Consider the following 14,077-nt stretch of genomic DNA (forward strand, 5'->3'; position numbering starts at 1 on the left):
GTGGAGCGAAAGCCTCGAGTGGCCCTCTCCATTCGTCCCACCATCGCCCGTGGAGCGGTGGTGGAGCGGAAGCTCAGGGCACTAGAAAACCCGGCTTTCCGCCGGGTTGCAACTTGCTGATTTGGTAGGGTTTAAATGGTCGGGACGCGGAGATTTGAACTCCGGACCCCCTGAACCCCATTCAGGTGCGCTACCAGACTGCGCTACGTCCCGACTCGTGCATCAGTTTTGAATTCTCAATTCTGAACTTTGCATTACCTCCCGCACCCCCGCAAAGAACGGAAGGATGGTAATGCACAACTCATGATTCAAAATTCGAAAGACCTACCCGCCCTTGAGCTCCGCGACGATCTTGTCGATCTCGTCGCGAACATCCTTGAGCGTCGCGAGCAGTGGTTGTACGTCGGTCGGGGTCTCTTTGTCAACCTTGGGCGCGGTGGTCTTCTTCTTCGGGCTTTTGCGGCGCGCGCTGCTGGTCTTGACAGCTTCTTTTTTCTCTTCCGGTTCGTCCGCTTTCTTCTCGGCCTCGGGCGGTTTCGCCTTCGCGACCTCTCCCCCACCCTCCATGGCCGAGATCTTTTTGCGCGCACCGGCGATGGTGAGACCCTCGTCGAAGAGCAGGCGACGAATCTCGAGGATCAGCTGCACCTGGTCTTTCGAGTAGAGGCGCTGTCCGGTTCCGCTCTTGGCCGCTTCGAGCTGCGGGAACTCGGTGCCCCAGAAGCGGAGCATGTAGGGCTGGACGTTGGCGAGCTTGCAGACCTCGTTGAGCTTGAAATGGTCTTGATCCTCAGGAAGGACTACTTGATCCGTCATCCTCGTCCTCCAAATCCGGTGTCAGGGTCAGGCGGAGCTGCAGGGTCACGCGCCTGTTGCCGACCCAGGAACCCGGCACCGGCACCTCGATATCCAGCGCCCGCACCTGACCGCTTTCGACGATCGCGCCGGTACCCTGGAGGCGCAGGTGGAGCTGATTGTCCTCGGCCTGTACGTTCACGGCGCGGGCCGTTGCGGCCTCGATGGCGGCAGCCCTTTCGGCCCTCTCGATCTCATCGAGCTGGTACACGCCGGACATCTCTTCCTCGGTCCACGGATCACCGTTTCCGACGACGATCGGCTCCGGCGTGACCTCCGCGAAGAGCTCGTCGTCGAAGCTTCCTGAGGGTTCCCCGGCCTGGTCCTCGACTTCGGCGCCGGGCTCGGCATCAGTCCCGGGCTGGGGCTCCTCGTCGAGGAACGAAACCGGCTCCGGTTCGGAATCCGGGATCTCTTCCTGTTCTTCGGGCTCTTCATCCAGAAAAGAAACCGGTTCGGGCGCGGCCTCCGGTACTTCATCCGGCGCCTCTGCCACTGCGTCCAGGGGTGGTTCCGCTTCCGGCTCGGGTTCCTGCGCGACCTCTTCGGATTCAGGCTCCTCCGCCTGGTCCCAAGGCTCCCCGGCCGTCTCCTGCAAGGTTTCGATGAACGACTCCGGCTCGACCTCCGCAGCCGATTCCGAACTTACAGCGGTATCGTCGCCTTCTTCGAGATAGGGTTCCCGTTCCGCCTCAGGCTCGTCATGCGCCTCTTCCGGTTCCGGCGCGATGGCCGGCCCGGCGGCGTACGGGTCGGGTTCCTCTGCGGGTTCCTCGATGTAGGATTCGATCTCGGGCACGGGTTCTGGCTCCGACTCGGCTGCCGCATAGGAGTCGTGTTCTGCCGCCTCGAGCTCGGTTTCCTGGTCTCCTGCGGGCTCCTCCGCAACCGCCTCGAAATGAGGTTCCGGTTCGGGTTGCTCTTCCATCGCCTCGACTGCGGCTTCCAGATAGGGCTCCAGGATCGGCTCTGGTTCTAACTCGAGTTCAGCAGCCTCTTCGGGTTCGGAGGTCGCGATCTCGTCTGCGACCTCCAGGAGCAGGCTTGGTTTGGCAGGTTCGCCGCCGCCAAAGGTCTCCGGGCTCGGCGCAAACGGACTGGGGGCATCGATACGGTCCTCGTACCTGCCATCCGCCAAGGACGCCTCGGCCTCCTCTTCCGCCGGCTGGCCTTCTTCAGCGTGCTCCGGCACCTGGAGATCCACCGCCTCCATCGGGAGCTCTTCGACGTCCTCCGCCACTTCTTCGATCATCGGCTCGAACCCGGGGTCGTCGAGCTGGAAGTCCGTAATCTCGTCCACGTCGGGGGCCGGCGGAGCGAAGTCCGCCTCCGCCGCGCTCTCCGGCAGGTCCGGGAGGTCGACGTGCTGGGTCAGCAGGCTGATGTCATCCTTCTGCTCGACGTCCGGCTCCGGCGGCGCGTCCGGCACCTCGGGCAGCTCGATATCGGGAACGGCGCTCTCGACATCGGCATCACCGAAATCCGGAGCTGAAGGAAGATCCGGTGGCGGTGGCGACGCGGGACGCTGTTCGCCGAGCCTCTTCAGTTCGTCGAAATCGATTGCCGAATCTTCACCTTCACCGTAGACACCCGTGGCAACCTCGTCCTCGAACCCGACCCCGGCCCCACCCGCTCCGAACGGATCCGACGCCATGGACTTCGAAAAGTCGATGGTCTTGGCGGGATCGTCGGACACGATCTCGTCGAGGATCGATGGCGGCACGGATTCCTCGACTGGCTCGTCCGCCGGCGATTCGGCGGCGATCGCCGATTCCTCCTCTTTCATCTCCTTCAGCGATTCGTAGAACTCGATGGGCTCGATCTCTTCGGGAGGTTCGGGCGGCGCAATCGGCTCGACCGGCGGTGGCGGGTGCTCCTCGGCCGGAGCGACCTCTTGCGGCTCGGGGATCGATGCGGCCGGTGGGAGCTCCTCCACCAGCTCCTCCGCGGGCTCCGGCGCATCGGCGACTGCGATTGGCTCCTCGAGCGGTTCGCCTGCGGAAGGAGGCACCTCCGTCGGACCCGGAGGCGGCGTTGGCACATCATCGAGGACGCTCACGTGCGAATCTTCGATTCCGGGGGTCCTCGCACCGGTGGTCGCACCCTCGTAACGCTGGCGAAGATTTCGCATGACGAGCTTGACGATGCCCTCGAGAGTCTCCTGAACCCCGACCCCCTCGGTTGCGGTGGCCTCGAAGATGGGCACCGAGTACAGGTTGAGATCGTCGTTCAGCTCTTCGATTGTCGTAAGGTCCTTGAGGTCACGCTTGTTGAACTGCAGCACGTGCGGGAAGCCGTCGAGCGAGATCCCCTGCAGGAGGAGGTTCTCCTGCAGGTTTTTGAAGCTGTCGACGTTGGAGCTCTGCATCGCGCGCTGCGAATCCGCAACGAAGACCACCCCGTCGGCACCGCGCAGCACCAGCTGACGAGTCGAGTTGTAGTGCACCTGTCCCGGGACCGTGTAGAGCTGAAGGGTCACTTCCATACCACGAATCGAGCCGATCTCGAGTGGCAGCAAATCGAAGAAGATCGTCCGGTCGCCCTCGGTCGCGAGCGAGATCATTTTGCCGCGTTCGCCGCCTTCGAAGTTATCGTGGATCCACGCCAGGTTGGTGGTCTTGCCACACAACCCGGGCCCGTAATACACGATCTTTGCGTTCAGCTTACGCAGCGCGTAGTTAAAGAAAACCATGGAATTCCTTCAACGAAGAGCTAACTTTCTCGTCCCCTGATGATAACCCGAATCGGCACTCCATCCAAACCCAGCGACTTCCTCAGGACGTTTTCCAGGTACCTCATGTAGGAGAAGTGCGGGCTCTTCGGCAGGTTCGTGAAGAGAACGAAGTTGGGCGGCGAGGTTCTCACCTGGCTGCAGTAATAAAGCCTCGGCGCCTTTTTCCCTGCCATCGCCGGCGGGCGCGAATCCCACGCGTCGCGCATCAGGCGGTTGAGGTCGTTGGTGGACACCCTCCGGGTGTAGGCGTGATGCACGTCACGCATGACCGGAAACAGCCGGTGGACTCCCTTGCCGTTGAGGGCCGAGAGATAGACTCGCGGCGAGTGGCGCATGAACTTGAGTTGCTGCCCGATCTGGTGCTCGATCCGCTCGCGCCCGAGTCCCCGATCTTCGATCAGGTCCCATTTGTTGACCACCAGAATGATTCCACGGCCGGCGTCCCAGGCGTAGCCGCCGACATGCGCGTCCTGCTTGGTAATGCCCTCCTCGGCGTCCACCACGAGAAGGCAGAGGTCGGCACGTTCCAGGTACCGCCTCGCCATGACCACCGAAAGTACCTCCGGGCCGCGGTCGGTTTTCCCCTTGCGGCGGATGCCTGCGGTGTCGACAAATTGATACCGAACGCCGTCCTTCTCCAGGATCGTGTCGACCGCATCGCGCGTCGTACCCGAGACCTCGCTCACCAGCAACCGTTCGTCTCCTAGCAACCGGTTGACGAGCGAGGATTTGCCGACGTTGGGTCGCCCGATCACCGCCACCGGGATCCCTTCCGCCGGATCACCGGCGGTCGAGACTTCTTCCTCTATCGGCGGCAGGTGGGGTTCGAGGGCGGACCACAACTCATCCATGCCGGTGCCGTGCTCGGCAGAAATCACGATCGGCTCGCCGAGGCCGAGGACATGGAACTCGTGCGCCTGGAGCTCGACGCCCTTTCGGTCGCCCTTGTTGACCACCGGCACGACCGGCACGCCGAGCCCGCGCAGATAGTCGACGATTTCGCGATCCTCGGGAATCGGACCTGCCTCACCGTCGAGCAGGAACAGGACGACGTCGCCATCCCTGATTGCAGCCTCCGCCTGACCCCTGATCAGGGGCACGAAGTGATCCTCGTCCTCCATCAGGAGGCCGCCGGTGTCGACGATCGTCACCCGACCCCCTCCCGGGCGCTCGGCCTCACCGAAAATGCGATCGCGGGTGACGCCGGGCAGGTCGTGGACCAGCGCCCGCCGGCTGCGGGTAAGCCGGTTGAAGAGAGTGGATTTGCCGACATTCGGTCGGCCCACCACGACCACGACGGCCGGACGGCTCACTCCGGTCCTTCTTCGGGCCGCTGGGTTTCCTCCGGAATCGGCGTCTCCTGGCTCATGATCGAGCGTCCCACGCAGATCCATCTGCCCTCGACGAGCCGCATCTGGAGAAGCGTGTTCTGGATCGAGTTTTCGGTATGGCCCTTCTCGACTCCATCGCCGGCGCCGTAGCGCGTGACGTCCCAGACCTCCACCAGGCGAACCGTCGCATTGATGCCACGGAACATGCTCATCGACTGGATCTCGAAGCCCACCATCTCGGCGTCGATCCGATCGCCGGTCAACTGCAGGAGGTCGGTCAGGAGCTTTTTGACCGCTGCGATCTCGTTCGGGCTGGCGTGCCCCTCGAGGACAGTGATATCGAGCGTCGAATAGGCTTCGGCCAGGGCGAAGAGATAGCCCCGAACCGCTGCTTCCACCGCCTGTCGTTCCTCAGTCGTGGGATTGGTGTCCTCGCACGCGGCAACGATCAGCATCGACAGAACCAGCACACAGGTCATGATTCTCCGAATTCGCATGCGCGCCTCCCTCGTTTCCTGCGCAGGATACCACCCGGTCTACAGATCTGCCGCCCCCTTCGGGGGCTGAATCCTTTTGGCCGTGCGTCTTACCTGGGGCTCACGCCCCAGGCTATGCATATGCCGCCGCTTCGCGGCTTCGGGTCCTCGCGCGGCGTGACCGGCGGGCCACGGCTTGCACCTGCGGCCAAAGAGAATTCGACTGGCAAAGCGAGCACCGAAGGCGCGACAATTTTCTAGCCTGGGGCGTCAGCCGCAGGCACAAAAGGCCAATCGAATACGAACCCCTGAAGGGTGCGACAGATCGTTGGCCGGCGGTCTCGCGATCCGAGTCCTTTCGAATCTCGCGGCCGCGGGTTAGAATTCCTTTCCGTCAATCAATCTCGAAGGAGGTTTCATTGAAGGTACCGGACCGCGTGTTGGTGGTCGGCGGCGTCGCCGCAGGGATGAGCGCCGCCAGCCAGATCCGCCGTCGCCGCCCCGAAACCAGGGTCACGGTGTTCGAAATGGGTGAGTTCATATCCTATGGCGCCTGCGGAATGCCCTACAACATAGAGGACCCGGAGCGGAACATCGAGGACCTCATCGTTCTCAGCGCCGAAGACGCTCGCGACAAGCGGGGAATCGATCTCAGGCTCCGCCACGAGGCAACGGAACTCGATCTCGACCGTGGGGAGCTGACGGTCATCGACCTCGAAAACGGTACCGAGACGAAAGAGCCGTTCGACGCGCTGGTGATCGCCACCGGCGCCCGCGCCATCCGCCTCCCACTCGAGGGCTTCGAGCTTCCCGGGGTCGAGGTCCTGCGAAAGCTCGGCGACGGCGCCGACCTCAAATCGGCGATCGCCGACAATCCCGAACGTGCAGTCATTGTCGGTGCCGGCTACATCGGCATGGAGATGGCCGACGTCCTGACCGAAAGAGGCCTTTCGGTCACCGTCCTGGAGAAGATGCCGCAACTCCTGCCGGGCTGGCACGAGGATACGGTTGCGGTGGTCGAACAGACGCTGGCGAGTCGAGGCGTGGAGTTCCACACCGGCGCCGCCGTCCAGAGTGCCGAGGCGAACAGCGACGGGCGCGTGGCCTCGGTCGTGACCGACATCGGCAGCTTCGACGCCGATCTGGTACTGGTCGCGGCCGGCGTGCGGCCGAACACCGACCTCGCGGTTTCGGGCGGACTGCGACTGGGCGACACCGGTGCGATCTGGGTCGACCAGGGCCTACAGACCTCGCACGAGGCGGTTTGGTCGGCCGGCGACTGCGCCGAGGCATACCACCGAATTCTCCGCCGGAACGCCTGGATCCCGCTCGGGACGACGGCCAACAAGCAAGGCCGGATTGCCGGCGCCAACGTGGTCGGAAAAAGCCTCCGATTTCCCGGCATCGTCGGCACGGCGGGTTTCGTGGTCTTCGATCTCGAGGTCGCGCGCTCCGGCCTCGGTGAGGAGGAGGCGAGGACGGAAGGCTTCGATCCGGTGACGGTGACCATCAAACAGCGCTCACGCGCTCACGGTTTTCCGGGTGGAGAACCGATTCAGGTTCTGCTGATCGCGGATCGCGAAACGGGCCTGCTCCTGGGAGCCGAGATCGTCGGGAAGGATGGCGCCGCTCTTCGCATCAACACGGTGGCCACTGCGCTCGCGGCGCACATGACGGTGGCGGACCTGCAAAGCTTGGACCTCGTATACGCGCCGCCTTTCGCTTCGGTCTGGGATCCGGTGCTGGTGGCCGCGAATCAGCTCATCAAAAAGGTGGGGAAGAAATGACCGAAAAACTACAAATCACCTGTCCCCATTGCGGCGCAACCGTCCGGATTGATGCCGAATCCGCGGTTGTCGTGTCGCACGAGCCGCCGGTTCACCATCGCGAGAAGGTCGGTTTTGACGATCGCCTTCAGCAGCTCGAAAAGGAAAAGGAGCGTGCGGCCGACCGCATGGCCGAAGCCATGCGGCGCGAAAAGGACAAAAGCCGCCTGATGGATGATCGGTTCAAGGAGCTCTTCGACGACGCGAAGGCCAAGGACGACGGGAAGAGGCCGATCAAGGATATCGACCTGGACTGAATATCGAATTTTGAGTTTTGAGTTTTGAGTGTTGAGTTCCCCTCCACCCTCCCGGTGGAATTTGGGTTTGACAACGTCATCCCGACCGAGGCCGCAATACGGCCGGCCACGTCATTGTCATTCCGAGCGAGGCCGAAGGCCGAGTCGAGGAATCTATGAAAAATGCAGCATCGCGCTTCTGCCTTGTCCATAGTCTCCTCCACTCGCTCGTTCCACTCGCTCGGTCGGAATGCCACCGCGGCGATCGATGAGTTCATCCGGAACGATCAAGGGCGCCGCGTATGGCGCCCCTCCGATCCCTTCGCCTCCACGCCCCCGGGGGGTCGGGTGGGAAATTCGAAATCCGAAATTCGAAATCCGAAATGCGGACTTGTCGGACGGAGATTCCTAATTCGCTGGTGCCGCAGCCGTCTCCTCCGTTGGGACCTCTATTCCCCTCAGCGAGAGCTCTTCGTCGATGATCTTCTCGAACTCCTCGATCGGCTGCGCGCCGGAGACAACCCTGCCGTTGACCAGGAAACCCGGCGTACCGGTGATACCGAAGCTGCGGGCTTCGGTCATGTCGGCCCGCACCCTGGCGGTGTGAGTCCCCTCGTCGACGCATGTGGTGAACGCCTCTCCGTCCATCCCGAGCTCAACGGCTGCGGCCACCATCGACTCGCGATTCATCGTCCGCTGGTTGGCAAACAGCCAGTCGTGGAACTCCCAGAACTTGCCCTGATCCTGGGCACAGAGGGAGGCCTCGCCGGCGAGCTGTGCCTGTGGGTGGTTCGGCAACGGCAAATTCTTGAAGATGTGGCGGATCTGGCCCGGGTAGCGCTCCGTCAGAGCCGTTATCGTCGGCTGTACCCGTTTGCAGAAGGGGCACTGGTAATCGGTGTACTCGACGAGAACGATTGGAGCATCCTTGGCGCCCCGTTCCGGGGTGCCCTCTGCAATGGCGACCTCGACTCGAGGCGGAGACAGGAAGATTTTCACTCCGGCCTCTGCAAAGAGCACCTTCTGAAGCTCCGCAGAGAGACGCTGCTTGTCGCGCTGCTCCAACGCCATGACGATTTGTTTCCGTGCTTCCACATCGTCTTCAGGGAGGCGCGCCCTGAACTGGCTCATCAGCTTGACGATTTCGCCTTCATCGGGCTCGCCCACCAACTCGTCAATCTTCATACGGCGGTATTCCGCTTCCGTCACTCCCTCGGCCGCCGCCGCATCTCGCACGAGCCTGGCGTAAATCTCGGCCTCGAGCTGGGCCACCTGAGCCTTGTAAATCTGCTGTCGCAAGGCAACCAGCGACGGACCGGTCAGGCCTTCAAGCTCGGACTGAGTGATTTCCTGGTCACCGTATTTCGCCACCACCGGGTCCTGGGCTATCGCTTCGGTCGACGGCTCCTGAGCGCACGCCACAGCCGCAACAGTCAGCGAAACGCAGGTGATTATCGTCCAAAATCCAAATTTCACTTCTGGTCCTCCATTTCGACCGCCCGGGAGGTCTGCTCATCGCGTTCCATCCACAGACGGCCTGTCCACTATGGACGGACTCCGTACCGAGGTCAATTCGGTTCGGTTACGGTTCTGTCAATCCTCCCAATTGCCCCAGTGATCACGAAAGGGTTCGGACAGCAACAGATTCGTGTTGAGAACCGCGACATCCCTGGACATGGTGGCGAAAACTGGCAGAATATCGACCCGAGACCGCGGAAAAGGGACACACATGAACACCCGGCCCCTGCCACTCATCCTCCTGCTTCTTCTGGCCGTGCCGCTTGCCGCCGAGGACGGTCCGGACGGAAGGACGGCTGCAAAGCCCCCGTCTCGGATTCAGTGGTCGCTCGGCCTCGGCGTGCTGTCGTCGCCGCGCCCCTACGTCGGCGCGGAAAACTCGATCTTTCTGGCGCCGATGCTCGAACTGACATACAAAAAGTTCTACTTTCAGGGCATCCAGGCAGGTTACCGGCTGGCCGACAACGAGAAATTCAGCGTCGACGCGCGGGTTGGCGGCGTATTTAACGGCCTGGACCCTGAAGACTCTGATTTTCTGGTTGGCATGAATCAACGCAGGTCCACCGTCGAAGGTGGGTTGGTGGGGGCGTGGAAGCCCGGCAGGTTCAGAGTCAGCGCCGGTATCTCCACAGATCTCCTTGGTCGTTATAACGGCCAACAGGCGACGGCAGACTTTTCTCGCATCTGGACGTTCAACCGTTATCGGTGGGGATTGACGCCGTCGATCGGCCTCGTCTGGCAGAGCAGCAGCTTTGTCGATTACTACTACGGAGTGACCCCCGAGGAGGGGCTGCCAGATCGCCCTTCATTCCAGGGCCATGCAGCGGTCAACCTCAACAGCTCGCTCTTCGCCTTCTATTCTCTGAACACGCGAATTCGGCTGACCGGCTACGTTCGCGCGCAACGACTCGACAACGAGATCAGCGACAGCCCGATTGTTGACAAGCCACGAGGGATCTTCGGTCTTCTCGCCATCACCTACCGCTTCGGCAAGCTGCCGCCTCGACCTTCGTAGTTCGGCCATCTCGTCCGGTTTCTGCGCCACGCGGCAGATAGCTCCGGTCTGAGTTAGACTGCCGAACTGAAACCGATCAGGAGGTATCCCGTGGACGCTACTCTCGACCCGAAGTACCGGCAGCAGATGCTCGACAGATTCCTTCGCTACGTCAAAGTGGACACGAGGTCCGACGAGGCCTCGGAGACGAGCCCGACCACCGAGAAGCAGAAGGACCTGTCGCGCATGCTCGCCCAGGAGCTCGAGGACCTCGGATGCGAAGACGCAGAAATGAACGAGTGGGGCTATGTCCTGGCCTCGATCCCGGAAAACCTGCCCGCCGATCACCCGGCTGCCGGCAAGGTGCCGACGATCGGCCTCATCGCCCATGTCGACACCTACTTCGGCACCCCGGGCGACGACGTCAAACCGCAAATCATCGAGTCGTACGAGGGTGGCGAGATCGAGCTCAACCCCGAGCAGATCCTCAAACCCGAGGACAACCCGAATCTCGAGAAGTGCATCGGCCACACGATCATCCACACCGACGGCACCACGCTCCTCGGCGCAGACGACAAGGCGGGCGTGGCCGAGATCATGACAGTCGTCGAGTACCTCAGGGACAATCCCGATTTCGTGCATGGTCCGATTCGGATCGCCTTCACGACCGACGAGGAGGTCGGGAAAGGTGCCGATCACTTCGACGTCGAAGCGTTCGGTGCGGACTACGCCTACACCCTCGACGGATCGGACCTCGGCGAGATCGAGGACGAGACGTTCTGCGCTGACACCGCCAACGTGACCATCGAAGGGCATGACGTGCACCCCGGCTATGCCAAGGACAAGCTGGTCAACGCGCTCAGAGTCGCGGCTGCCATCATCGAGGGCATCGACCAGCGTTGGCTGCCCGAGACGACCGAGGGTCGGGAGCCGTACCTCCACCCGTACATCGCGTCCGGCGACGTCTCGAAGGTGGACCTCAAGGTGCTGGTGCGCGCGTTTTCGAACGAAAAGCTGGCTGAGCGCGAGGACCACCTCAGAGAGGTCATTGCCGACGTCGAGAAGCGGTTCCCGAAAGCTAAGATCGGCGTCGAGATCGACGAGTCCTATCGCAACATGGCTTACAAGATCCGCGAGGATTCCAAGGTCCTGGACTTCGCCCTCGAAGCGGTCGAACGCATCGGTGTCACCCCGAAACGGCAGGCGATCCGGGGCGGAACGGACGGTGCGCGGCTCTCCTTCATGGGCCTGTTGACGCCCAACATCTGGGCCGGCGGCCAGAATTTCCATTCGGTCCGCGAGTGGGTATCGCTCGAATGGATGGCGGCGGCGACCAGGGTGACACTCGAGATTCTGAAGGTGTGGGTGGAGAAATCGGAGTAGGTCCCTCCCCTCCCGAGCAAAAGGACGAAGTGCCCACGCTTTGTCATTCCGACCGAGGACCCGGCTTGTCCCGGCGCAGCCGGTTCGTCACGGTGAAGTCCGTAGGACGGAGCCGGAAGGCGAAGCCGGAAGGGCCCGAGCGGAGGAATCCATGAGCTTCGAGGCAGCGCGCTGCTGCCACACCCACCCCATAGATCCCTCCGCTCGCTCGCACGGCTCGCTCGGTCGGGATGACGGAGAGAGGTCTGCTCACCTGGTGAGACGGGCGGGGGATCGTCGATTCCTTCGTTCAGTTCGCAATGAGGCATATCGGAATCATTCGACAGGCATCTCCAGCAACTGTCAACCAGGCATGAGCCACTACCCTGATCGATGGCTGACCCAACAATCCCCGCTGTAGCCCGGGTCGAATGCCGCAGCGAGGGCCGCGGCGAGGAAAGCCCGGTGGCGGTGGTCTGGGGCGGTCAACGGCTCGACATCGTCGATGTCATCGATCGCGCCGTCGTCACCGGCGTCGAGGCCGGAGAACCCGTACGCCACCGATTCTGGGTCGAGCTCGAGGATGGCCGACGGTGTGAGCTCACGCGGGTGGATCCCGGCGGCGAGTGGCGGGTCACGGTGGAGGCGGATCCGAGCTCGTGAGCGCTGCCAGCCTTTCCTGCATCCTGTTGGCGGTGGCGAGATCTCCCTTGGCGGCTGCAACCTCTACGCCCCGGCGATAGGTCCTGGCTGCCGCACGCAAATCGTCGGCCCCCTCGTACGCACGTCCGAGCGCCAACAACGCAGCGGAGTATCGCGGATCTGAAGCCAGGGCACGCTCGAGGTGGACCGCCGCTTCGTCGAATCTCCCCTCCTCCAACAACAGCTCACCGAGACCGAAGTTGCCGAGTGCATCGTCGCGGTCAAGCTCCAGCACCTGCCGGAACATCTCCGCCCGGCGTTCGCGATCTGCGGCCTCTTTCTCTGCCCTCTGCTTTTGCTCCTCGGCAAGGTCCCTCTCCTGCCGTTCGAGCAGCATCTTCGCGCGGAGGGCCTCACCGGCCTCTCGTTCTGCATCCTCGATCCGCCCGAGCTGGTTGTAGTAGAGCGACAGGTTGGTGTGGGCCATGACCGATTCCGCATCCGCTTCGAGCAGTCTTTGCATCAGATCGATCGCCTCCTCGAAACGGCCGTGCCGGCCGAGAATCACGCCCAAGCCCTCATATGCATCGGCGTACGAAGGGCACACCGCGATCGCTCGCCTGTAGAGAGCGATGGCGTCGTCCTCACGATCTTCGGCAAATGCCGCGACCGCCCGTAGCTCGATCCGGCGCGCCCAGCCTTCAGGATCCGGCACGTCCAGGAACGGGAGGTCGTGAACCCTGACCGTCAGCCTCGGACCCGCATCGAAGAGGCACTCGATCTCACGGTCGGCAACCCGCAGCGAGCGGGCGACAAGGGCCTGAATGAACACCGAGCCCTTCCAGCACGCCGTCGACAGAACAGTGCCCCCCTTCTTCTCCCCCGCACTCGAAAACTCCCTGCCGACGAGCGCCTGACCGTCATCTGCGCCTGCCACCACCTCGAGCAGCATCGGGGCCCGGGCCGCACCTCGCCCACTCACCACCTTGGCAACGGTCTCCTGGCCCAGGTAACAGCCCTTCGTGTGCGACACCGCTGCGTCGAGCAGCGCGGTCTGGTGAACCAGCATCCCCTCGGCAGCCTCCGCGCCCCAACGCGGAAAGCCTGTCAGCACGCAACGGGCCTCGAACTCCTCCGGGTCGATAGAAGGAAGGTCTATCTCCTCTCTCCATGTAATGAACCCCCTGCTGCCAAGCAGTTCCACCGCAAAAGTCCGCTCGCCGGCGGCCTCCGCAAACTGCCGGACCGCTTCGGCACCGAGGGCGACCCGGAGGTCGACCGCCTCCGGCGGAGCTATCTGAACGTCGTCGGCGATGAGATATGCCTGGAGGTGATCGACGGCCGCGTCGCCAGCTTCCGAAGGAAGCAATAGCACAAAGCCCCGCTTGCGGCGACAGAGGATGCCGAACGCGCGAAGCCTTCCGCCGCGGTCGAGCATCGCCGTTTGTTGGCACGTGCCGGAGGCCAGGTTCTTGACGTCGGAGGTCAGCTGGCTATGGAGGAAACGCTCCGCGTGCCGCCCGTCAACTGAAACCACTGACCAGCCCTCGAGCGGTGCCTGCCCGCCGTCGTAAAGCAGGACCTCAGATGCTGAACGACTCACCGCAGCCGCAGGTATTGGTGGCATTGGGGTTGGCGAACACGAAACCCTTACCCTGTAGGCCGTCCTCGAAGTCGAGGGTGATGCCCTTGAGATAGATGGTGGATTTCGGATCGAGAAAGACCTCGAAGCCTTCGTAACCGACTATCGTGTCGTCGTTTCGGCGCTCGGAGAACTCCATCTCGTACGAAAGCCCGGAACAGCCACCACCGATGACCGCCAGCCTGAGACCGATGTGTCCGTCCGTCTTCTCGCGCTCGAAAATTGCGCGAATCTCCGCCTGCGCCTTGTCGGTGATAACGACCAGAGGTGCGGTGTCAACGGTCATCGTACCGCTCATGAGCCGATTCCCGCGACCAGCGCTTCCAGCTCACCCGCTTCGTACATTTCCGTCAGGATGTCGTTGCCGCCAATGAACTCGCCCTTGACGTAGATCTGCGGGAAGGTCGGCCACCCGGCGACCACCTTCGCCTCGCTTCGGATAGACTCGTCGGACAAAACGT

General features: G+C 62.8%; 12 protein-coding genes, 1 tRNA gene and 1 pseudogene. 5 read left to right on the forward strand and 9 right to left on the reverse strand.

All coding sequences use genetic code 11. From position 1 onward, the window contains the following. Positions 1–136: 136 nt before the first annotated feature. The 5 genes and pseudogenes from LJE93_16175 to LJE93_16195 form a co-directional block, all read right to left on the reverse strand. Positions 137–213, reverse strand: a tRNA-Pro gene (locus tag LJE93_16175). Positions 214–324: 111 nt separating this feature from the next. Further along, positions 325–816, reverse strand: a complete 492-nt coding sequence (locus tag LJE93_16180; protein MCG6950451.1) for a MerR family transcriptional regulator — start codon at positions 814–816, stop codon at positions 325–327. Between the two features lie 2,152 nt (positions 817–2,968). Next, positions 2,969–3,547 (reverse strand): annotated as a pseudogene (locus LJE93_16185) (GTPase domain-containing protein). A 20-nt stretch (positions 3,548–3,567) separates the two neighbouring features. Then, positions 3,568–4,902, reverse strand: a complete 1,335-nt coding sequence (der, locus tag LJE93_16190; GenBank protein ID MCG6950452.1) for a ribosome biogenesis GTPase Der — start codon at positions 4,900–4,902, stop codon at positions 3,568–3,570. After that, positions 4,899–5,417 (reverse strand): hypothetical protein, encoded by a 519-nt coding sequence (locus tag LJE93_16195; GenBank protein ID MCG6950453.1) that lies wholly within the window; start codon positions 5,415–5,417, stop codon positions 4,899–4,901. The genes der and LJE93_16195 overlap by 4 nt, the downstream gene beginning before the upstream one ends. Before the next feature lie 398 nt (positions 5,418–5,815). On the opposite strand from LJE93_16195, the gene LJE93_16200 reads away from it, so the two are divergent. Together LJE93_16200 and LJE93_16205 are read left to right on the forward strand one after the other, a co-directional pair. Further along, complete coding sequence (locus LJE93_16200; protein MCG6950454.1) at positions 5,816–7,183, forward strand: FAD-dependent oxidoreductase; 1,368 nt, start codon at positions 5,816–5,818, stop codon at positions 7,181–7,183. Next, positions 7,180–7,479, forward strand: a complete 300-nt coding sequence (locus LJE93_16205) for a hypothetical protein (GenBank protein MCG6950455.1) — start codon at positions 7,180–7,182, stop codon at positions 7,477–7,479. Before LJE93_16200 ends, LJE93_16205 begins: the two co-directional genes overlap by 4 nt. 387 nt (positions 7,480–7,866) lie before the next feature. Here LJE93_16205 and LJE93_16210 read toward each other — a convergent pair whose 3' ends face one another. Continuing rightward, positions 7,867–8,934, reverse strand: coding sequence for a DsbA family protein (locus LJE93_16210; protein ID MCG6950456.1), 1,068 nt, complete (start codon positions 8,932–8,934; stop codon positions 7,867–7,869). Positions 8,935–9,187: 253 nt separating this feature from the next. Here LJE93_16210 and LJE93_16215 point away from each other — a divergent pair, with 253 nt between their 5' ends. The 3 genes from LJE93_16215 (at position 9,188) to LJE93_16225 (ending at position 11,995) form a co-directional block, all read left to right on the forward strand. Beyond that, a complete protein-coding gene (locus LJE93_16215) occupies positions 9,188–9,991 on the forward strand; it encodes a MipA/OmpV family protein (protein ID MCG6950457.1) in 804 nt (267 codons plus the stop codon). Between the two features lie 90 nt (positions 9,992–10,081). Then, positions 10,082–11,353 carry a peptidase T gene (pepT, locus tag LJE93_16220; GenBank protein ID MCG6950458.1) on the forward strand — a complete coding sequence of 424 codons (1,272 nt, stop codon included), beginning with the start codon at positions 10,082–10,084 and terminating at the stop codon, positions 11,351–11,353. 372 nt (positions 11,354–11,725) lie between these two features. Next, positions 11,726–11,995: a hypothetical protein gene (locus LJE93_16225; GenBank protein ID MCG6950459.1), complete on the forward strand. Its 270-nt coding sequence runs from the start codon at positions 11,726–11,728 to the stop codon at positions 11,993–11,995. Here the strand turns inward: LJE93_16225 and LJE93_16230 are convergent. The 3 genes from LJE93_16230 to LJE93_16240 all read right to left on the reverse strand — a co-directional run. After that, the gene (locus tag LJE93_16230) at positions 11,967–13,577 is read right to left on the reverse strand and encodes a tetratricopeptide repeat protein (GenBank protein ID MCG6950460.1); all 1,611 of its coding nucleotides are present in this window, start codon (positions 13,575–13,577) and stop codon (positions 11,967–11,969) included. The two genes, LJE93_16225 and LJE93_16230, sit on opposite strands and share 29 nt — an antisense overlap. Then, entirely contained in the window at positions 13,558–13,902 is a 345-nt protein-coding gene (locus LJE93_16235; GenBank protein MCG6950461.1) for an iron-sulfur cluster assembly accessory protein, read from the reverse strand. The genes LJE93_16230 and LJE93_16235 overlap by 20 nt, the downstream gene beginning before the upstream one ends. An 8-nt stretch (positions 13,903–13,910) precedes the next feature. Then, a partial coding sequence (locus LJE93_16240; GenBank protein ID MCG6950462.1) for a monothiol glutaredoxin, Grx4 family occupies positions 13,911–14,077 on the reverse strand: 167 nt, incomplete at its 5' end.

The sequence above is a fragment of the Acidobacteriota bacterium genome (assembly GCA_022340665.1).
Lineage (GTDB): Bacteria > Acidobacteriota > Thermoanaerobaculia > Thermoanaerobaculales > Sulfomarinibacteraceae > Sulfomarinibacter.